Annotated in this window: 15 protein-coding genes; 7 read left to right on the top strand and 8 right to left on the bottom strand. The window is 66.9% G+C overall.

The genetic code is table 11. From position 1 onward, the window contains the following. Positions 1-16 precede the first annotated feature (16 nt). The 6 genes from J2X54_RS18130 to J2X54_RS18105 all read left to right on the top strand — a co-directional run bounded on the left by J2X54_RS18130 (position 17) and on the right by J2X54_RS18105 (position 8,189). Positions 17-1,213, top strand: coding sequence for a hypothetical protein (locus tag J2X54_RS18130; RefSeq protein ID WP_310182438.1), 1,197 nt, complete (start codon positions 17-19; stop codon positions 1,211-1,213). Positions 1,214-1,221: 8 nt separating this feature from the next. Next, on the top strand, positions 1,222-1,845 hold the full coding sequence (locus tag J2X54_RS18125) for an ABC transporter ATP-binding protein (RefSeq protein ID WP_310182437.1): 624 nt from the start codon (positions 1,222-1,224) through the stop codon (positions 1,843-1,845). A gap of 44 nt (positions 1,846-1,889) precedes the next feature. After that, positions 1,890-2,642 (top strand): FadR/GntR family transcriptional regulator, encoded by a 753-nt coding sequence (locus J2X54_RS18120; protein WP_310182436.1) that lies wholly within the window; start codon positions 1,890-1,892, stop codon positions 2,640-2,642. 206 nt (positions 2,643-2,848) lie between these two features. After that, the gene (locus J2X54_RS18115; RefSeq protein WP_310182435.1) at positions 2,849-4,129 is read left to right on the top strand and encodes a hypothetical protein; all 1,281 of its coding nucleotides are present in this window, start codon (positions 2,849-2,851) and stop codon (positions 4,127-4,129) included. A gap of 134 nt (positions 4,130-4,263) precedes the next feature. Further along, on the top strand, positions 4,264-7,008 hold the full coding sequence (locus tag J2X54_RS18110; protein WP_310182434.1) for a TonB-dependent receptor: 2,745 nt from the start codon (positions 4,264-4,266) through the stop codon (positions 7,006-7,008). Positions 7,009-7,028: 20 nt separating this feature from the next. After that, positions 7,029-8,189 (top strand): hypothetical protein, encoded by a 1,161-nt coding sequence (locus tag J2X54_RS18105; protein ID WP_310182432.1) that lies wholly within the window; start codon positions 7,029-7,031, stop codon positions 8,187-8,189. Positions 8,190-8,205: 16 nt separating this feature from the next. Here J2X54_RS18105 and J2X54_RS18100 read toward each other — a convergent pair whose 3' ends face one another. The 3 genes from J2X54_RS18100 to nhaA all read right to left on the bottom strand — a co-directional run bounded on the left by J2X54_RS18100 (position 8,206) and on the right by nhaA (position 11,337). Continuing rightward, positions 8,206-9,378 carry an aldose epimerase family protein gene (locus J2X54_RS18100; RefSeq protein ID WP_310182431.1) on the bottom strand — a complete coding sequence of 391 codons (1,173 nt, stop codon included), beginning with the start codon at positions 9,376-9,378 and terminating at the stop codon, positions 8,206-8,208. A gap of 160 nt (positions 9,379-9,538) precedes the next feature. After that, positions 9,539-10,168 (bottom strand): phosphatase PAP2 family protein, encoded by a 630-nt coding sequence (locus J2X54_RS18095; RefSeq protein ID WP_310182429.1) that lies wholly within the window; start codon positions 10,166-10,168, stop codon positions 9,539-9,541. Continuing rightward, on the bottom strand, positions 10,165-11,337 hold the full coding sequence (gene nhaA / locus J2X54_RS18090) for a Na+/H+ antiporter NhaA (RefSeq protein ID WP_310182428.1): 1,173 nt from the start codon (positions 11,335-11,337) through the stop codon (positions 10,165-10,167). Before nhaA ends, J2X54_RS18095 begins: the two co-directional genes overlap by 4 nt. Before the next feature lie 173 nt (positions 11,338-11,510). On the opposite strand from nhaA, the gene J2X54_RS18085 reads away from it, so the two are divergent. Continuing rightward, positions 11,511-12,887: a chloride channel protein gene (locus J2X54_RS18085; protein ID WP_310182427.1), complete on the top strand. Its 1,377-nt coding sequence runs from the start codon at positions 11,511-11,513 to the stop codon at positions 12,885-12,887. A 3-nt stretch (positions 12,888-12,890) separates the two neighbouring features. Here the strand turns inward: J2X54_RS18085 and J2X54_RS18080 are convergent, their stop codons facing one another. The 5 genes from J2X54_RS18080 to J2X54_RS18060 all read right to left on the bottom strand — a co-directional run bounded on the left by J2X54_RS18080 (position 12,891) and on the right by J2X54_RS18060 (position 20,121). Beyond that, positions 12,891-15,260, bottom strand: coding sequence for an ATP-binding protein (locus J2X54_RS18080; protein WP_310182426.1), 2,370 nt, complete (start codon positions 15,258-15,260; stop codon positions 12,891-12,893). Between the two features lie 72 nt (positions 15,261-15,332). Next, the gene (locus tag J2X54_RS18075) at positions 15,333-15,851 is read right to left on the bottom strand and encodes an HD domain-containing phosphohydrolase (protein WP_310182907.1); all 519 of its coding nucleotides are present in this window, start codon (positions 15,849-15,851) and stop codon (positions 15,333-15,335) included. Further along, positions 15,830-16,372 carry a response regulator gene (locus J2X54_RS18070; RefSeq protein WP_310182424.1) on the bottom strand — a complete coding sequence of 181 codons (543 nt, stop codon included), beginning with the start codon at positions 16,370-16,372 and terminating at the stop codon, positions 15,830-15,832. Before J2X54_RS18070 ends, J2X54_RS18075 begins: the two co-directional genes overlap by 22 nt. A gap of 86 nt (positions 16,373-16,458) precedes the next feature. Then, positions 16,459-17,979, bottom strand: a complete 1,521-nt coding sequence (locus J2X54_RS18065; RefSeq protein WP_310182423.1) for a PepSY domain-containing protein — start codon at positions 17,977-17,979, stop codon at positions 16,459-16,461. Between the two features lie 12 nt (positions 17,980-17,991). After that, positions 17,992-20,121 (bottom strand): TonB-dependent receptor, encoded by a 2,130-nt coding sequence (locus J2X54_RS18060; protein ID WP_310182422.1) that lies wholly within the window; start codon positions 20,119-20,121, stop codon positions 17,992-17,994. Positions 20,122-20,169: the final 48 nt, after the last annotated feature.

Genomic DNA, 20,169 nt, shown 5'->3' with positions numbered 1-20,169 from the left:
CATCTTCGCCAACTCGTTGCTTACCCACCGCCTGCGCTGGTACACGGTCACCACGGCGCGCCTGCTGCTGCGGCGCTGGCAGGCGGCCGTGCTGTTCTTCGGCTTGAGCGCTGCCCTGGGCAGTTCGCTGCTCAGCAATATCGCCACGCTGGCCTATCCCCTGCTTTCGCTGCTGGCGCCGCACCACGACGTGGTCCAGCGCAGCGTGCACCTGGGCGCGCTGCTGGCGTTCGCGGGCCTCTGGGCCGGCATGCAACGCGCGCAGATCGAGGGTGGGCCGTTCATGGGCTTCCTCAAGTCGCTCCCATACACCGCGCGCCAGTTGCGCCACGTCGATGTGCTGGTGCTGGTGCTGGCGAACGGCCCCTTGCTGCTGCTGGCGATAGGCGCCATGGAGGTGACCATCGCCCACCAGCGCCCGCTAGCGCACACGCTGCTGCTCGGCGACGTGATCGTGCTGGCCCTCGTAGTACAGCTGGCCGTGCTGGAGCAGCGGCTGGCCAGCGTGCAAACCCTGGCGCTGGCGGCGGCGTGCGTGCTGCTGGCCGCCTGTTTCGGCACGCGGGCGGCGATAGCCGTCGAGCTGCTGGTGGGCGCCTGCGCAGTGGTAGCGGCGTGGCGCGGCTCCCCTGCTCCCGATCCGGCCGTGCGCAGGCGCTTTACGCTGCCGCGTATCAGCCATGCCGGCAACGGCGCAGTCACCCGCTTCGGACCGTGGCGCCTGTCGCTGGCAATGCTCTGGCGCGCGCGCCGCAATGAATTGACCGGCAAGGCGCTGACTGCGCTGTTGATTACGGCCGGCGCCTGGAGCCTGGCGCGCGTCTTCGAGGGCGATGCCCGCAGTTTCCCGACGATCGTGATTGCGCAAGGCGTGGTGGTCCTGATCATGAGCGGTATGCTGCGCTTCCTGCACCTCACGCACGTGGCCAGCGTGGACTATTTCGGCGCACTGCCGCTGGCGCCGCGCTGGTGGCGGCCGTTCGACCTGGCGGTGGTGGGCGCGTGCTGCCTGCCGCTGCTGGCCGCCCTGTCCATCGCTGCCTGGCACATGGGCGCAACCACGCCTTGGCACGGCGCGGCGTCGGTGGCGTCGTATCTCGTGCTGCTGGCGGCATTATCGCTCCCGCACCTGCATACCGACCGCCACGCCGTGGTGATCGGCACCGTCGTTACCGGCCTGTGGACTGCCGCCACCTTTGCCTGCCTGACTTGAGGACTGCCATGCTGCGTGTTGAACAAGTATGTAAATCGTATGGATCGCGGCAGATACTGCGCTCGATCAACCTGGCCTGCGCACCGGGCGCCTACATGCTGCGCGGCCCCAACGGCATCGGCAAATCGACGCTGCTGCGGGTGCTGGCCGGCGTGACGCCGCCGGACAGCGGCGCAGTCTGGATCGACAACCATGCGCTGCATGAGCAACCGGTCGAGGCCAAATTGCGGCTGGCGTACGCGCCCGACGAATGTCCGATCTACCCGTTCATCACCGGCAGTGAGCTACTGGCGTTTGTCGCCCACGCCAAGCGTTGCCAGCTCACGCCGCAGGTGCATGCGGTGGTCGAGCGCTTCGGCCTGGACGGCCACCTGGCCACGCGCTGCGGCGATATGTCGCTGGGCACGCAAAAGAAGCTGATGCTGGCGGCAGCGTGGATCGGCGATCCGTCGGTACTGCTGCTCGACGAGCCGTCGAACGGGCTCGATGTCGATGCGCACGCGGTACTGGTCGACCTGCTGCGTGAAAAGAGCGCCAATGCGGTGGTATTCGTGTCGAGCCACGACCAGGCGTTTGCCCAGGCCGTGGGGGCGCAGGTGGTGGCGTTCGAGTCGCTGCAAGCGGATCGATAAATGTTATCCTGCGCCCCAGCTTCACTCTTTCACGATCCTCAGCCATGAACTCTGCCATCACCCCGCCGCCCGCCAAAAAACACCGCAACCTCGCGCAAGGCGTGGTCGCATACGTGAACGAACAAACCCGGCAAGGCACGCTCAAGGTCGGCGACAAGCTACCGACCGAATCGGCGTTCATGGAATTGCTGGGCGTAAGCCGTACCGTGGTCCGCGAGGCGATTTCGCACCTGCAGGCAGCGGGGCTGGTGGAAACCCGGCACGGCATCGGCACCTTCGTGTGCGCGCCGCCGCGTACTGGCGTGGTGCTCGGCCTCGATCCGGCGACCGTGGTCACGGTGCACGACCTGCTGGCCATACTCGAACTGCGCATCAGCATCGAGACCGAGGCGGCCGGCCTGGCCAGCAGCCGACGCACGCCGGAGCAACTGGCCGAACTGCGCGCGGCGCTCGATACTTTTATTGCCACCGCCCGCGCGGGACAGGAAACGGTGGCAGCCGACATCCGCTTTCACATGCTGGTCGCCCAATTCTCGGGCAACCGCTACTTCCACGACATCCTCGACCACCTGGGCACGAACCTGATACCGCGCGCGCGCATCGACCCGGTGCGTCTGACCGAGGACGACCCGGTACGCTACCTGGCGCGCATGGCCAACGAGCACGAAGACATCTATCACGCGATTGCGCGCGGCGAGCCGGAAACGGCGCGCGCGGCGATGCGCACGCACCTCAGTAACAGCCGCGAACGACTACGCCAGGTGCACGAACGCCACCAGGCGCAGCAGCAGGTTTAATTTTCAACAATTCGGCCTGCTGCCGCAGGTCCCGCTTGACCTCGTTCGCCAGTCGCCGGTGCGCAGTCGCTACGCGCTCGATGCCCACCACTTCGTCAGCATTTTTAGGTATCGCCACCGCGCTGGCGCGGCGCACGCCAGCATGCGCGGTGCGCTGACGGCACGCCTGTCACGTGCCGGTCATACCGGTTTGCTATCCTGTCCCGATGGACCTGGAACCGGAAGCGCCGCCGGCCGAACGCGTGGCATTGGAAAAAGTACTGGCAAGCGCCGAATTCGCCCGTAGCGAACGGCTGTCGGCGTTTCTGGCTTACGTGTGCGAGGCGGTGCTCACGCAAAAAGGCGTGCGGCTGACCGAGCAGCACATCGGCATCCACGTCTTCGGCCGGCCCGACAACTACATACCGGCCGAGGACACCATCGTGCGCACCACGGCGGCGATGCTGAGAAAGCGCCTGGCAAAATATTACGAGAGCGAAGGTTTGAGCGACCCGGTACGCATCGCCATTCCGCGCGGCTCTTACAGCCCGGTGTTTGTCGCCAATACCGTTACGCCCGCGCCGGCGCCCTTCGTGCTCGATCCTGCCGATACGTCAGCCACAGCACCGCCGGTGCTGGCGGCCGCCCCCAAACGCTGGCGCAACCTGATCACCGCCCATCGATACCGCACCCTGTTCGGCGCCTTTGCCGCCCTGCTGCTGGCCGTGATCGTCGGCGCGCTCGCCGCGCCCGAAAAACCTGCCGACCCGGTGGACGCCTTCTGGAGCTCGCTGCTGTCTGCCGGCCACGAAACGCTGTTCGTCCCCGCCGACTCGGAACTGGTGATGCACCAGAAAGCCATCGGCCGCCAGGTGTCGCTCGACGATTACATCGCCAAGCGCTTCGACGCCGCTGCAAACAACGCCCATGGCCCGGCGCCGCCACCTTTCCATTGGCGCCGCTACACGGGCGTGATCTCGGTGACGCTGGCGGTGGAGCTGGGCAAGCTGGCAGCGAACGCGCCGCACGGCCTGCGGGTGCGCTACGCGCGCGACCTGCAACTCAATGAACTCAAGCAGTCCAACGCGGTACTGGTGGGCACCGCCGACGCCAACCCGTGGGTATCGCTGTTTCGCGACCGCCTGAACTACCACATCGACCTCGACATCCCCAACGACAAAATCCTGGTGCGCAACGACACCCCGACCAGCGGCGAGCGCGCGCTGTACGAATTTTCCGGCGCCGAGCGCGAAAAACACGGCTTTGCAGTGCTGGCCTACACCCCCAACCTGAGCGGCAATGGCCACGTACTGATGATCGGCGGCACCTCGTCGGTCGGCACCGAGGCGGCCATGGATTTCCTGCTCAACCGCGAGCGCTTGCGCGCTGTTTTGGCCGGGGCCGTACGGCCCGACGGCAGCGTGCGGCCGTTCGAGATCCTGCTGCAATGCGCGCTGCGCGCGTCCGGCACCACCGACGTCCAGGTCATCGGCGTGCGCATCAAATAGCCGTGCCTTTTCACCGTTAAACCTGACTGTTAAAGGCCTTCGGGGCCGGTTCATCGTTGCTACCATTTTCTCCGATCCTCACCGACCGGAACAGTAACCGGACCTTATCGAATCAGCCTCCCTGGAGCAGTCATATGCGTATCAAAAACAGTCTTACTTCCCTCCCATTGCTGCCGCTGGCGGCGGCGGTCCTGATGACCCTGCCCGCCCGTGCACAACAACCGGAGCCGGAACCTGAACCGGGAACCGAAGTGCAGAAAGTGGTCGTCAGCGGCCTGCGCGCCGCCGAACACGCCACCGTGCAGACCAAGAAGGCTACGCGCCAGATCGTGGACGCGGTCAGCCAGGACGACATCGGCCAACTGCCCGACTTCAATATCGTGGAAGCGGCGCGCCGCATTCCGGGCCTGTCGGTGGTAGGCGGCGGCGACGCCACCAAGAACCGCGACATCTACCAGCGCGCCACCATCCGCGGCCTGGACAGCCGCTACAACCTGGTCACCGTCGATGGCGTGCCGATCGCCTCGGCCGACCAGACGTACCGGGGCGCGCGGCTGGAGATGCTGCCGGCGGGACTGGTATCGCAAATCCAGGCCATCAAGACCGTCACCGCCGAATACGATCCGCATGCACTGGGCGGCCAGGTCAACCTGGTGAGCCGCAGTGCGTTTGCGCGCGATCAGGACCGTTTTTTTGTCGCCAACGCCTTTGCCGGACGCAATTCCAGCGCCGGAAAATTCCTGTCCGGCAAAAAGAACTCGGGCCGCGCCGACGCCACCGGCGCCGCCATCTTCGGCGACCGCCGCCAGTTCGGCATCGTGGTCTCGGGCGAACTGCAACGACTGCCCTCGAGCGCCTTTTCGGAACTGCCCGGCGACACCGCCGGCGCCGGCTGGACGTATTACACCGCCAGCGGCGCCCGCACGCCGTTTGGCAACCTGTCTGCCACCGGCCAGCAGGCGCCGGTACGCAACCAGGACTACGCGTTCGACAACCTGCGCGAACGCGCCAGCCTCAATACCAAGCTCGAATACCGGTTCGGCGCACGCAGCCACGTCTCGGCTTTTGCGGGCCACTATGCCGACAAGGACACCGAAACCCGCTACGAAACCCTGACCAGCCCCGGTGCGCCAGTAGGGCTCACCGCCACCGGCGGGCGCTTCGCACTGGGCGACGTCCAGCAGGGGTTCACCTACCAGCCGGTCAAGCGCCGCACCAACCTGTTTACGGTGGATGGACTGTTCGAGGCGGGCGCCGATGCCGACATCGGCGTGACCGCGTCATCATCGAAGGCGACCTACCGCGAGTACCGCCAGATGATCAAGTACACCACCAACCCCAGGGCCGGCACCACCACCGCCCAGTATCTCCCGGCGCTGGCGTATTCGTACACCTTGGCCGGCGGCGCGCCGCGCCTGGCCTTCGACAATCCGCAGACCGCCACCAACCCGGCCAGCTACAAGGGCCTGTACTGGCGCGACATCAACCGCGACCTCGATAACAACGTCGATTTCGTGCGCGCCGACTACAAGCACAATTTCAAACCCGGCGATCGCGGCTTCGGCTTCAACCTGGGCGTCAACCTCACGAAGACCAGGCAGGCCTGGGACGTGCGCTACCAGGAACTGGTGCCCCGCGACGCTGCAGCCCAGCAAGCCATCGGCTCGCTGGCCAATGTATTGATTCCGTCGAGCTTCCCCACCTACGAAACCCCGCAGGCCGGCTACCTGCTGCCCGACCGCCAGCGCGCGGCGCAGCTGACCAATACCTACGCATCGTCGTTCATCGCCACCAACCAGCTGGCCAACAATTTCGGCGACGACTACCGCGACACCGAAAAAGTGAAAGCGGCCTACGCGCAAGGCATCTATCAAAGCGAGCGCTGGATGCTGCTGGCCGGCGTGCGCGAAGACCGCACCGATGTGAAAGTGGACGGCTACCAGGCGCCTACCGCAGCCGGCAGCACTGCCTACACGCCATCAAGCCGCAACGGCGACTACCGCTTCCTGCTGCCATCGGTACTGGTCACGTACCAGCTAAGCGCCGACATGCGCCTCAAGGGCGGCGTCAGCAAGACCATTGGCCGCCCGGACTTTGCCCAGTACGCCGCGCGCCGGACCTTCGCGGTCGGCACCGATGGCAGCCTGACCGTCAACCAGGGCAACCCGGCGCTGGCGCCGCGCGAAGCGTGGAACTACGATGTGGCCTACGAATGGTATCTGCCGCGCGGCGGCGTCGTTTCTGCGGCGGCGTTTTACAAGGACATCCGCAACGAGATTTTTACCACCAGCGCCGTCGGCCCCGCCACCGATTACCAGGGCCGCACCTACTCGCAGGTGACCATCGCGCAGCCGCTCAACTCCGCCAAGGCCGGCCTGCGCGGCATCGAACTGCAGTACGTCGCCGACCGTTTTATGTTTCTGCCGCGCGAGCTGCGCGGGCTGGGTTTTTCCACCAACATCACCTGGCTCAAGGGCTTCTTCAACCAGCCGATGAGCGGCGCCAGTATCGCCAACGGCGGCCCCGCCACGCGCCGCTCGTCCGGATTGATCCACCAGCCGGACTTCATCGCCAACGCCACGTTGTCGTATGCGGCCGGCCCGCTCGACGTGCGGCTGTCGTACAACCGCATTGGCAAGGCGCTGGAATCGGTGGACCAGGACACCAGCGAACGCGACCTGGTGGCGATGGCGCGCAACCAGGTCGATGTGCAGGCCAGCTACCAGTTCAGCCGCTCGCTGCGCGCGGTGGTGCAGGGCCAGAATCTGACCCGCGCACCGTTCGTGGTGCGCCAGGGCGCCAACCGCGAACTGCTCAATAACTACTTCCCGGTGGGCCGCACGGTGTTTGTCGGTTTGACCTACGAGGCGGACCTGTGATGGCGCGCCGGTTAGCCCCCTTGCGCCTGCCCCTCGTGTGGCAGCTGCCGACCGCACTGCTGGCCGGCGCGCTGATCGCTGGCACGGCGCCGGCGTGGGCCGATGACGCGCAAGCCGATCCCACTATTCCATCGGACCGCGTCACGGTAGTGCTCAAATTCGTCAAGCAACCGGATGACGACAACATGGCGCCGGTTGCGCTGCTGGCCGACAGCTGCGCGGCCTGCACGGTGCTGAACGACCCTGCCCTGGCCCGCGACAACCGCCGCGAAACCCTGGTGGCCCTGGCGCTGCCTGCGCGGCGCACGTTGGCGCTGCGCTTCCGCGCCGCTCCCGGCGCCGTCAAGCGCGTGGTGCTCGAAAGCGGCGACCTGCCATTTTCGGCTGACGGCGATATCGTCACGGTGGCAATGCCGCCAGTCGCCAGCGACGCCGTCACGGCAGGGGAATTTGCCACCCACATCGTCGAACCTGGCATGGTGCTGCGCTTCGAACATGCCGACGTCGCGCGCCGCGCCGGCGCCTATGCGCAGGGCGCCTTCCCCGCCCGGCAACGACGCGCGGCCGACAACCTGCAGTTCGCCCAGCGCGAAGTAATACGACGCACGGGCCTGGGCGAGTTCGTGGCGCAGGAAAAGCTGGGCGCGATCCAGGTGATGGGCTTCGACACCAACTACCCGCACGGCCACACCGACGCCCCGCCGCACATGCATATGCACCTGCGCTGGCCGCTCAACGCCGGCACCCAGATCGGTCACTATTACATTGACGGGCAAGGCCTGCTCACGCACAACGTGGTGGGGGTAAAAAGTATCAATGGTCCGGCACGCACCTACCGCCGTGGCGAAACGTTTACGACCATGGATGTGCGGGGACGGCCGATCTACCGGCACCGCATCACGCCCGAGGGGTGGCTGGAGCTGGGCAGAGTGGCGGTCGGGGCGGCGCCTTGCCTGATCAAGCCGGCGCAGGCCGGCAAAGGATTCGAGACCGGCGCCGCCGTCGCGTGCGCACGGCAGGCGCCGGTGAGCATCGACGTCACCGACGACCTGGAGGGCGGCATCCTGCGCGTGGCGACCGGGCAGATCGTGGAGACCTTCCGCTACGACACCGACACCGGCAAGCTGTTATCACCTGCGGCGCCGCCGGCCACTGAATCGAACTACGTGGCGCCGCAGTAATGGCTTACAGCGTGGCTTACTTCAGCAGGTAGAAGTGGAACACCGTGGTCTGGGCATAGTTCTGGCCCGGATCGAGGCGCGTGGACGGGAATGCCGGCTGGTTAGGCGCATCAGGGTAACCCTGCGCCTCGAAGCTGATCGACTGGTACTTGGTCAGGCGCTGGCCGCCCTTGCCCACGATTTCACCCTTGAGGAAGTTGCCGGTGTAGACCTGCATGCCCGGTTCGGTCGTGGCGATTTTCAGGCCGCGGCCGGAATGGCGGTCTTCCAGCGTGACGGCCGGTTTTGGCGTGGCGGTTTTGCCGCCGCGCAGAATGTAGTTGTGGTCGATGCCGCCGTTGGCCAGCGCCAGCTGCGGATGCTCGGCACGGGCGCGCTCGGTCACGTTGGCCGGCTTGCGGAAATCGAACGGCGTGCCGGCTACCGGCAGCGGGGTGCCGGTCGGGATCAGGGTTTTATCGACCGGCAGGATGGCGTCCGATTCGATGGTCAGATCGGCGTCGGTGGCCAGGCGCGAAGCCGGAATGCCCGACAGGTTGATCATGCTATGGTACGTCAGGTTGACGACCGTGGGCTTGTCGGTGGTGGCGCCGTAGCGGATGGTCAGGTCGTTGTTGTTATTGAGCTCGTAGGTGACGTCGGCCATCACGGTGCCGGGGAAGCCCTGGTCGCCGTCCGGCGAAGTGAGGGTAAAGGTAACCGACGCCTTGTCGGCAGTCTGGTCCACCGATTTGACGACCCAGTTGCGCTTGTCCCAGCCGATGGTCCCACCGTGCAGGGTGTTCGGCGGTTCGCTCTGCGACAGCGGATACGCTTTGCCATCGAGTGCGAAGGTGCCCTTGGCAATGCGGTTGGCGTAGCGGCCCACGGTCACGTTGGTAAAGCCGGGGGTGGTTTCGTAGCCGGCCAGGTTGTCGTAGCCGACCACCAGGTCGGCGGCGTTGCCCTGCTTGTCGGGGAAGCGCAGGCTCTGCACGGTGGCGCCGTATGAAATCAGCGTGGCCGACATGCCGGCGGCGTTTTTCAGGGTGACCGCTTCGACCTTGGCGCCGTTCGACAAGGTGCCGAACGATGCGCGCGAGGCGGAGACTGAAGCAGCCTTGTCGCCGGCTGGCATCTGGCTGCAGGCGGACAGGCCGACCAGGGTGGAGAGCAGGATCGTCGTTGCGGGTCTGATGGAAATATTCATGTCGTTGGCAGTCTCGTTAGAAATGCGGGCCGTCGGCACAAGTCCGCGACCGCAATTGTTAGAATCAATATCCGGCGCTACGCTGGATAGGTGTCGTTGGCGTCGCGTGGAATCCGCTGGCGCAAATGGCAACATTTGTATTATCCACCAAAAAACCAAACTACGGTCTCAACCATCCCCGATCAATCAGCGGCGCGAGCAAACGGCGGTAGGCCGCCACGCCCCATCCGGTAACGACCGCACTCATTGCGCCGAGGCGGTGCAACCGGAACACGGCTACCAGCGCCAGCGCCAGCACTGCAGCGCCCAGCATGTCCAGCGGCCAGTGCACGCCCACGAACACCCGCGACCACGCCACCAGCACCGCCAGCGGCAACAGCACCAGTCCCCAGCGCCGGGCCAGCGGCGCCGCGCTGGTGGCCAGCATCAGGGCCGACACCAGCATGATGGTGCCGTGGTTGCTGGGGAAGGAACTGGTGGGCGCATGGTCAAGGAAGCACTCGCCGATGCCGACTGCGAACGGTCGGCCATGGAACCACAGTGCCCCGATAGCGCCGCTGATGCTCAAGCCGCACAGCACCGCCAGCGCAGCCTCCACGGCCGCGTGGCGCGCACCGCGCCGGCCGGACAGCCACAGCACCACCAGCGCCGCAGGCGCCAGCAGGATCACCCGCTCTGCCGCGAACAGCGCGCCGGCCAGTTGCCAGCCATCGAGGCCGGCCTCCGCATTCATGAGCGAGAACCACGCCAGGTTCAGCTGGCGCAGGGTGTCGAACCAGCCGCCCGTCATTGCGCGTTGGCCGGCTTGCCAAACAGCTTGAGCCAGATGAAGCCCGCCACGCCGGCGGCCAGGGATGCCAGCAAAATCGCCATCTTGGAGGCGTTGATCAGCGCCGGGTCGGTGGCGAAGGCCAGGTTGGTAATAAAAATCGACATGGTAAAGCCGATCCCGCCCAGCATGCCGGCGCCAATCACGTGGCGCCATTTCAGGTCCGACGGCAGTGTGCACAGGCCCACGGTCACTGCCAGCAGGCAGGCGATCGCGATGCCCAGCGGCTTGCCCAGCACCAGCCCGGCCAGGATGCCCAGGCTGTTATGGGAAGCGAGTTCCTGCATCCAGCCGGCGCCGATGACGATGCCGGTATTGGCCAGCGCGAAAATCGGCAGGATGATAAACGCCACCGGCGTGTGCAGGAAGTGCTCGAGCCGGTGCGACGGCGACTCCTGGTCCTCGTCCTTGGTCGAATAGGGAATGGCGAACGCCAGCAGCACACCGGCGATGGTGGCGTGCACGCCGGACTTGAGCATGAAGAACCACATCACGGCGCCGCCGACCAGGTATGGCGACAGCGCGCGCACGCGCAGCACCCGGTTCATAACGAACAGCGCGGCAAACACCAGCAGCGCTCCGAGCAGGTACCACGGCGCTAGCGCGGACGTGTAGAACACGGCGATGACGATGATGGCGCCCAGGTCGTCCATCACCGCCAGCGCGGTGAGGAAGACCTTCAACGAGGTGGGCACTGCGCTGCCGAGCAGCATCAGCACCGCCAGCGCAAAAGCGATGTCGGTGGCCATCGGGATACCCATACCGGCCTGGCTGGGCGTGCCGCCGTTGAGGGCAAAGTGGATCAGCGCGGGCACGGCGATGCCGCCGACAGCAGCCACCATCGGCAGCAGCGCGCTGCGGATCGTCGATAGCTCGCCGCTCTGGATTTCGCGCTGCAGTTCCAGGCCGATCAGCAGGAAAAAGATCGCCATCAGGGCGTCGTTGATCCACAGCTCGACCGACAGGCCGGCCAGCGGCAGGTGCCAGAATTGCAGATACGGCGCAGCCACCGGCGAGTTGGCCAGCAGCAGTGAGACGATGGTGCAGACGATCAGCAGGATGCCGCCGGCTTTTTCCGACTCGACGAAACGATTGAAGGTATTGGAAATGGGCTTGGGGATGATGTTCATAGGCGCTATAGACGATAACGTGCCGCGCGGCGGCCCGACCTGACGCATTCCCTGCCACACGATATGTGTGTACACCCATGATCATGATAACAGAACCGCACTTTGGCTGACGTACGGTACAGTTTCCTGCATAGGAATATAATGACAGGCTTCTTTCCCGAACCTCCTTTCCCATGCACCCGCCAGACAAAAACCCGCACGACATGCGCACCGCCTTTCGCCGCGAGTTCGCGTCGCCGGAGGTATGGATCACCCGCACCGTGGTGGTGGGCGCGGCGGCCGTCGCCGGCCTGGTGGTGGTCGGCTTTACCTGGCTGGCAGAACAGGCGCTGGGGCTGTTCAAGGGCATCGCCAGCGTGGGCTGGTGGTTGCCGCTGCTCTGGACGCCGCTGCTGTGCGGCGCCATCGTCTGGACCACGCGACGCTTTGCGCGCGGCGCCGGCGGCTCCGGCATTCCACAGGTGATGGCCGCGCTCGACCCGGCGCTGTCGGGCGGCCGCCGGCCGCTGCTGGTGTCGCTGCGACTGAGCCTGGCCAAGATCGGCCTGACTTCGGCCGGCCTGCTGGGCGGCCTGTCGCTGGGCCGCGAAGGACCGTCGGTGCAGATCGCCGCCGGCGTGATGCTGACCGCGCGCCGCTGGCTGCCGCGCGGCAGCGGCGTCAGCGCCCATTCGCTGCTGGTGGCCGGCGGCGCTGCCGGGATCGCGGCAGCGTTCAACACGCCGCTGGCCGGCGTGATGTTCGCCATCGAAGAACTTTCGCGCACTCCCGAGCAGCGCAACAGCGGCCTGATCGTCTCCGGCATCGTGCTGGCCGGCCTGATCGCGGTCTCGGTGTACGGCAACGGCACCCACTTCGGCGTGATTCATCCGGGCCCGATCGGCCTGGCGCTGGTGGGACCGGGCCTGCTGGTGACGCTCGTGACCGGCCTGGCCGGCGGCCTGTTCGCCCGGCTGCTGCTCGCGTCCCTGCGCGGCACCTCGCCCGATGCGCCCAGCCGCTGGCGCCAGCGCTACCCGGTGCGCTTTGCCGTCGGCTGCGGCCTGGCAGTGGCCGTAATCGGCGCGGTGACCGGCGGCGCCACGTACGGCAGCGGCAACGAGGCCACCCGCGCCCTGCTCGACAGCAACGGCCACGTGCCGGGCGGCTTTGCGCTGTTCAAGTTCATCGCCACCTGGCTCACTGCCTGGTCGGGCGTGCCGGCCGGGATCTTCGCGCCGTCGCTGTCGATCGGCGCCGCGCTGGGCCACGACGTCGCCTGGCTGACCAACTACCCGTACGCGCCGGCCGTGATCGCGCTGGGCATGGTGGGTTTCCTGGCCGCCGCCACGCAGGCGCCGCTCACCGCCTTCATCATCGTGATGGAAATGGTCGATGGCCACGGCATGGTACTGAGCCTGATGGCGTGCGCGGTGATCGCCAGCACCGTCTCGCGCGTGCTCAGTCCACCGTTGTACACGGCGCTGGCGATGATACAACTGCCGCCGCGGCGCACCTTCCCCCTGGCGACAGCCGCCGGCGACACCGACGACAGCGCCACCCGGCCCTGACCGTCAGGGGCCGGCAGCCTCGCGTATGCTGGCCTGCTCGAGCGCGGCCAGCGCCGCGGCAGCACCTGCCCGGTCGCCACTGCGGCAGGCCGCTTCCAGCACTTGCGCGCGCTCCCCGGTTTCGGGGCAGCCGAACGTGGCTGCCGACCCCTTGATCGAATGGGCCTCGTGGATGGCCGCTGCCAGGTCATCGTGCGCCAGTGCGGCAGCGATTTTTGACACCCGTTCGGCGATGCCGTTCCGAAAAGTCCGTACCAGCGCCGCAAACCCCGGCAGGTTCGAAAAATGTCCGGCCAGCGCCGGCTTGGGCAAATGCTGCGCCACCACGCGACTGAAGGCGGCGCGGTCGATGGGCTTGGCCAGGCAGTCGTCGAAGCCCGCGGCCAGGTAGCGCGCCCGGTCCGCCGCCATCACGTCGGCAGTGAGCGCCACCACCGGCCGCTGGAAGCCAGCCTGGCGCAAGCGCGCGGTGGCGGTCACGCCGTCCATCACCGGCATGTGGATATCCATCAGTACCAGGTCGGGCAACGTGGCCAGCGCACGCGCCACGCCCTGCTCGCCGTTGTCGGCGCACAGCACCTCCACGCCCATGCTCTCGAGCAGCGCGCGCACCAGCATGCGGTTGTCGGCGCCGTCTTCCACCACCAGCACCCGGCCGGCCAGTTGCGGCGGTGCGCAGTCGAGCGATGCAGACGGCGCCGGCTCGGCAATCATGGCCCCGGGCGCCTGGATCGAGACCGTCATGATGGTGCCCACGCCCGGAGTGCTCTCGACCGTCACGCCGCCGCCCATGGCACCCGCCAGCTGGTGCACCAGGTACAGCCCCAGGCCGGTGCCGCCAAAGCGCCGGGCCACGCTGCTGTCGGCCTGGTTGAACGGTGTGAACAGCGCGGCCACCTGCTGCGCATCCATGCCGATGCCGGTGTCGCGCACGCTGCAATACAGCAGCTCGTGCTGCTGGTCGTACCAGAGCGCCACCTCGATCCCGCCCTCCTCGGTGAACTTGATGGCGTTCGAGACCAGGTTGAGCAGGATTTGCCGCCAGCGCGTGGGGTCGCCCATCACCTGCGGCGGCACGGTGGCGCGCAGTTCAGCGGTATAGGCGATGGCGCGCTGCCGCGCCGACCCGCGCATCAGCGCCGACACGGTGTCGAGCACTTCCGCCGGCGCAAACGGCAATCGTTCGAGCACCAGTTTGCCCGACTCCACCTTGGACATATCGAGCACGTCGTTCATCAGTTGCAGCAGGTGCTGGCCGTTGCGGGCGATGATGCCGCCCAGCTCACCGGCTGGCGTAGGCCCTTGCTGCGCCAGCTGTTCGGCAAAGCCGATGATCGCGGTGAGCGGCGTGCGGATTTCGTGGCTCATCATGGCCAGGAAGACCGATTTGGCCGCGTTGGCCTGGTCGGCGGCCACCTTGAGCGTGCGCTGCTCGCGCAGGGCCAGGTCGCGCTTGTGCATGGCGCGCCAGACCGTCACGCAGGCGGCCAGCACCGCCAGGCCGCACACGGCACCCACCAGCCCCAGTTGCCCGGCAAAATAGCGCCATTGCTCGAGGAAGACCTGCTCCGGGATGGCGACCTTGATCATCAGCGGATAATTCGGAATCACCCGTTTGGCAGCCAGCGTCCTGGTGCGGGCGACGCCTGGCGCCGATTGCACCTTGTCATCCACCGCCGTGCCGGCGAGGCGCAACTGGCGTTCGATGTCTTCGTAGCTGCGCACGTCGCTGGCGATGGTACCGAGCACGGCGTCCTCTGCCGGCCAGCGCGCCAGCACCGTACGGTCGCGCCGGAACAGGGTGACCGTGCCCTGCCCGTCCAGCTTGATCTTGCTGTAAAAGCTGCTGATCTGCCGGCTCGATATCCCCACCAGCACCACGCCGATAAAGCTGCCATCGGGCGCCGAGATGCGGCGCGAGAGATAGAACGTCCAGGCGCCGTTGCCCTTGTTGCGCACCGGCGCGCTGATGTACAGGCCCAGGTCCGCGCGGGCGTGGTGGGCCTGGAAGTAGTCGCGTTCGGCCAGGTTGATCGGCGGTGCCGGAAAACTGCGCGAGAAGTTGATGACCTGGCCGTCCGCCGCGACGATGCTGGCAACGTCGATCTGTGGCAGCACCCGGTTGCGCTCCAACAGTCGCTCGAACTCTTCCCGGCCGCCCAAACTGCGGCGCAAATCGGCGCCATCGCGTACACCGATCAGGCGTATGCGCTCGAGCATGCTGTCGAGTACCAGGTCGGCGGCGCTCATCTCGTGCGCGGTTTGCTCCGCCAGCAGCAAGGCCGTGCCATCAAGCTGCTCGCGCCAGGCCTCGATTTCGCTGTTCCGGGCGCCGTATAGCGCTACGCCAAGGGTGGCCGCTATGGTCAACAAGAGCGCAGCGCCGGTGGCGACGATAAGGGTGCGAGAGCGTCTTGAATCGGGCATGGTGGGCGATGTCCGGGGTCAGGCTTGATCGTGCTGGAAGCGCCGCTGGATCGCCAGCACCGCATCCATGTTAGCCAGCAGCGCATCGACGCAAGCGGGATCGAAATGCGTTCCCTTTTGCGCCTGCAGAAAGTCGATGGCGCGCTCGAGCGGCCAGGCCGGCTTGTAGGGGCGGGCGTTGGTCAGGGCATCGAAAACGTCAGCCACGGCGATGATGCGTCCGTACAACGGAATGGCCTCGCCCGCAAGGCCATGCGGGTAGCCGCCGCCGTCGTAGCGCTCGTGGTGGCTGATCGCGATCACGGCGCCCGCCTGCAGCAACGGCGACTCGCTGCCTGCCAGGATGTCGGCGCCGATCTGGGGGTGGCGCTGCATGATGGCGCGCTCCTCGTCGTTGAGCGGGCCCGGCTTCAGTAATACGGCGTCGGCAATGCCTACCTTGCCGATATCGTGCATCGGCGCGGCGTCGCAGATGAGGTCGCACTCTGCTTCCGGCAAGCCCAGCTGGACGGCGATCAGGCGCGAGTAGGCCGCCATGCGCGACAGGTGAAAGCCGGTGTCGGCATCACGGAACTCGGCAGCGCGCGACAGGCGGTGGATCGCTTCGTGCTCGCGGGCGACGATGTCGGCGGTGGCCTTGCGCACGGCGATGTCGAGCGTCTCGGCACGCTGCGCCAGTTGCTGGCGAGCGTGCTGAAGCGCCAGCAGGTTACCGATCCTGACATTGAACTCGATGCCGTTGACCGGTTGGTCAGAAAATCGTTGGCGCTCAAGCGCAGCGCTTCGTGGCGGATCGCCACTTCGGTGGCGCCGGTGACCATCACTACCGGCACCTCGCGCATGCCCGGCAAAGCGCGAAAGCGGCGCAGGAAAGCCAGGCCGTCGATATCGGGCATCAGGTAGTCGACCACCACCAGGTCCGGCGTATTTGAGGTGCACCATTCCAGGGCCGCCTGGGCATGCCTGAGCGGCACCGGAGTGGCCATGTCGAGCATGCTGAGCATCAGGCAAAAAAGGTCCAGGTTGATCTGGTCGTCGTCAATTACCAAAACTGTCATGGGCGTCATCCATTGAATGCGGCCCGGGAGCACAGACCGCTATTGTTGGTGACATTATGCTCTGATAACATGCGGAAAAGTTACTTTTAAGGAATTTCCGCCCGACTGACCAACACCACGCGCCGTACTCGCCGCACCGCGATGACAATCGCCGTGGCGCTCAGCAGCAGCCCTCCCAGGCTCAGCACGACCAGGACCGCTACGCGCACCCAGCCCTGCCCCGGCGCCAGCAAGGCCGGCAAGTCCCAGCTGTGCAAAAAATTGAACAGCCAGCGGCCGATGCGCTGGGTACTATCCACGCTCAGCACCACCTGGCCGGTGGCGGCGTCGAGATACACCCAGGTGCGGCCGGGGTCGTCGAACACCACGCGCAAGGCCGGCAGGCGCCGCTCGTTGCCGCCGTACATGGAGGCATCGCCGCGCCGGTAGTAATAGGCGTCCGGCGCACTCAACAGCTCGACCGACTGCACCGGGTACGCCAGCAGCTTGCGGGCGGCAGCTGCCAGGCGCGCCTGCGGCCACTGCCGCGCCACCACCAAGCGTTCGCCATCGGCCTGCACGATGCGGGTATCGTTGCTGCCATCGCGCGCCACGATGAACGGTGCGCCATCGAACACGCGCCATTCCAGCTCGCGCGGCGCGAACGACTGCGCGTGCAGTAACGCCAGCACCTGCGCCACCGGCTGCGGCAAGCGCACGCTGGCCGGCGAGCCGCCCTGCATGGCGCCCGCATCCGGTTTGGCGCCGCGCGCATCGAACACGCCCAAGGGGTTCATCGACATCAGGCCGCTGAAGATCCATGTGCACAGCACCACGCCGAACACTAGGCCCAGCAAGTGATGCCAGCGCATGGCCAATTCGCGGTACGGTGTGCGTGCGCCGCTTTTATAGCGGCCCCGGAAGCGCCAGCGCTGCACGCCATTGACCATGCCGGTCACCGCCGACAGCGTGCCCACGGCGGCCAGGCCGATCAGGATCCAGGTCCACACCGGATCTGTGTTCTGCTGGCGCAGCAGGTACAGCCAGTGCAGCCAGGCGCCGGCGAAGTTCCAGTAACGCTCGGCGCGCGGCGCGTCGAGCATCACTTGCCCGGTTGCCGACGACACATACACGCGCGTGGCGGCGTCGTCATCGAGTTCCACCACGTGCAGCGGCCGGTGCGGATTGAGCCCGCGCGAGTGGGTCCAGCGATCTTCCTCTACCAGGCCGGTATAGTGCGCCGCCACCCCGGGCCGGAACATGCGTGCGGCCGCCAGCGCCGCCTGCGCATCGGGCTGGTGCGCCAGGGCGCCGGTGATGGCATCCACCTGCGTGGTGCGGCCATCCTGCGCCAGCAACTGGTAATGCGGACGGGCGCCGATCGCGGTGAGCGTGATGGTGCTGACCGCGGCGACGTTGGCGCCAGCAGCGCGGCTGGCCGCCAGCGCTTGCGCCGGCTCGGTGGTGACGCCGACCGCCAGCGGCGGCAGCGCGGCCAGGCGCTCGGCGGGCGTGAGCTTGGGATAGCCGACGAACAGCATCACCACGCCGCTGACGAACCACAGCGCCACCAGGGCGCACATGGCGATGCCGGTCCAGCGGTGGACCAGGTACACAATGCGGCGCATCGACGGCCTCCCTTAAAAGCGGTGGTTGACAACCAGGTCCGCGCGCCGGTCCTGGCCATAGAACCACTGGGTAGGCGTGTAGTAGGCGGTCGTGAAGTAGCGCCGGTCGAACAGATTGGCCACCCGCAGTGTGACACTGGTGGCGCTGGAGACCTTCCAGCGCAGCGCGGCATCGGTCACCGCGTACGACGGCAGCTTGAGCGTGTTGGCGTTGTCGGCGTTGCGTTCGCCCACGTAGCGCAGGCCCGCGCTGGCGGTCCAGGCGGGGGCGAGCTCGTGGTGGAGCCACAGGTTGGCCAGGCGCCGCGGCACGTCTGGCGGCGTGTTGCCGGCGCGGGACACCAGCAGGCCGCCCGCCACTTCGCTGAAGTCCTCGAAGCGCGCGCGCAGCAGCGACGCATTGGCCTCCACGCGCCAACCGGGCGCCAGCGCCGCTGTCACCGTGGCTTCCACGCCGCGCGAGGTACGCTCGCCCACCTGCAGGCTGCGGCTTGGATTGGTGGCGTCGCGCGTGAGCAGGTTGTTCTTGGTGATGTCGTACACGGCCAGCGTCCACTCGGCGGCGTTGCCGGCAAAGGCCTGCTTGACGCCGACCTCCACTTGCCGGCCGGTGGCGTTCTTGAACGCGCTGTTGGCGGCCGACAGGAAGAACAGGGAGCTGACCGGATCGGCCGCCCGGGCCACCTGGCCGTACAGCGCCAGCGCCGGCGTGACCTGGTACACGGTACCTAGCCGCCAGCCGACGTTGCTGAAGGTTTTGTCATAAGCGAGGCGATCGGCCACCAGGTCGGTGCGGCGCACGCTGGCATGGTCGTAGCGCACGCCAGCCAACAGCGACCACTGGCCGGTGACCGCCAGCCGGTTTTCGGCGAACACCGCGTACTGGCGCGCCTTGCTGGCGTAGCGCGGAGTAGTGGGGACCGGGCTGCTGAACCAGCCGGGATCAGGTTGATAGGGATCGACCGAGGTGGCGTCGCCGACGTAGGTGTTGTTGCTGTGTTTGAAGGCGCTGGAATTGACGTCAAAGCCGATGGCGAAGCGGTTTTCCAGGCCCAGCAGATGGCCCTTGAAGGCGGCGTCGGTGGTGTTGCCGGTCTGCGACTGGTCGTGATAAATCTCGGTGGCGTCGGACCGGTCGATCAGGCCGGTGGCGTCGTTGTAGCGGTACGCTTCGACATCGCGCCAGTGGCGCCTGCTGTCGATATTGTAGAAGCGGCTGCGCACGGTGGTGCTGTCGTTCGGAGTCCAGTTGAGCAGCAGGTCGAGCCAGCGATCGTCGTACTGCATCACGCTGTCGGCGACATTGTAGTTTTTGGACGCCAGCGCCGGATCGGGCTTGCCGTCCACCAGCGGCGTGCCGAAATAATTCATCGGCTGCTGCCGGCCCCGCGCCGCGCTCAGGCGCACATTGAGGCGCGGCGAGATTTCGAGCCGTACTGCGCCCGAGACGGCGCGGTTGCTGTAGCGGCCCCGGTCCACCCAGCCGTCGGCCCGGTCGGTGCTGGCGTCAAAACGGTACGACCAGCGCTCATCGATGGCGCCGCCGCTGCCTACCGCGAAGCGGCGGCCGTGCTCGGTGCCCAGCCCCGCCTGCACGTCGGTCTCGATGCCGCCGCGCGTGGGCTGCTTCGGCACCACGTTGATCACCGCGCCGATGGCGCCGTCGCCGTAGATCACCGACGCCGGTCCGCGCAGCACTTCGATGCGCTCGATGGCCCAGGTATCGAACGGAAAGGTCAGTCCCACGCCGCCGTACTGGCGCATGCCATCGTACAAACGCATGACCGACAGGGTGTCGGTAAAACCGCGCGCAGCCACCGACGAGCCGCCATTGCCCGGATGTGGCATGGCGCTCACGCCGGGCGCGCGGGTGATGGCATCGACCAGGCTGCGGTCGCCGCGCTGCTCGAGCTGCTGGCCGGTGATGGCGTCCACGCTGGCCGGCGTCTCGAAGCGCGAGAGGTCGAGGTTGGAGCCGGTGCCGGCGCTGCTGTGCAGGCCGCCGCTGTCGTCACGGCCGGTGACCACGACCGTGGGCAGGGTGGCGTCGGTATCCTGGGCGTTGGCCAGTAGCGGCAACGCCAGCGCGCATACGGCGGCCGTGCGCAGGGAAGTTAAAACGAGGGTCAAATGGGTGTGCATGAATTGGGGGCATGTATGAATATCCCGGCCGCCATGGGCGGACCGTGG

The sequence above is a fragment of the Duganella sp. 3397 genome (genome assembly GCF_031456625.1).
Lineage (GTDB): Bacteria > Pseudomonadota > Gammaproteobacteria > Burkholderiales > Burkholderiaceae_D > Rugamonas > Rugamonas phyllosphaerae.
This window is presented reverse-complemented; position numbering and strand designations above follow the sequence as displayed.

Coding starts and splice junctions, on each gene's coding strand:
- J2X54_RS18070 (WP_310182424.1), bottom strand. CDS start 16,372: ATGACAGTTTTGGTAATTGACGACGACCAGATCAACCTGGACCTTTTT.
- J2X54_RS18110 (WP_310182434.1), top strand. CDS start 4,264: ATGCGTATCAAAAACAGTCTTACTTCCCTCCCATTGCTGCCGCTGGCG.
- J2X54_RS18125 (WP_310182437.1), top strand. CDS start 1,222: ATGCTGCGTGTTGAACAAGTATGTAAATCGTATGGATCGCGGCAGATA.
- nhaA (WP_310182428.1), bottom strand. CDS start 11,337: ATGAACATCATCCCCAAGCCCATTTCCAATACCTTCAATCGTTTCGTC.
- J2X54_RS18120 (WP_310182436.1), top strand. CDS start 1,890: ATGAACTCTGCCATCACCCCGCCGCCCGCCAAAAAACACCGCAACCTC.
- J2X54_RS18065 (WP_310182423.1), bottom strand. CDS start 17,979: ATGCGCCGCATTGTGTACCTGGTCCACCGCTGGACCGGCATCGCCATG.
- J2X54_RS18060 (WP_310182422.1), bottom strand. CDS start 20,121: ATGCACACCCATTTGACCCTCGTTTTAACTTCCCTGCGCACGGCCGCC.
- J2X54_RS18095 (WP_310182429.1), bottom strand. CDS start 10,168: ATGACGGGCGGCTGGTTCGACACCCTGCGCCAGCTGAACCTGGCGTGG.
- J2X54_RS18075 (WP_310182907.1), bottom strand. CDS start 15,851: ATGGCGGCCTACTCGCGCCTGATCGCCGTCCAGCTGGGCTTGCCGGAA.
- J2X54_RS18115 (WP_310182435.1), top strand. CDS start 2,849: ATGGACCTGGAACCGGAAGCGCCGCCGGCCGAACGCGTGGCATTGGAA.
- J2X54_RS18100 (WP_310182431.1), bottom strand. CDS start 9,378: ATGAATATTTCCATCAGACCCGCAACGACGATCCTGCTCTCCACCCTG.
- J2X54_RS18085 (WP_310182427.1), top strand. CDS start 11,511: ATGCACCCGCCAGACAAAAACCCGCACGACATGCGCACCGCCTTTCGC.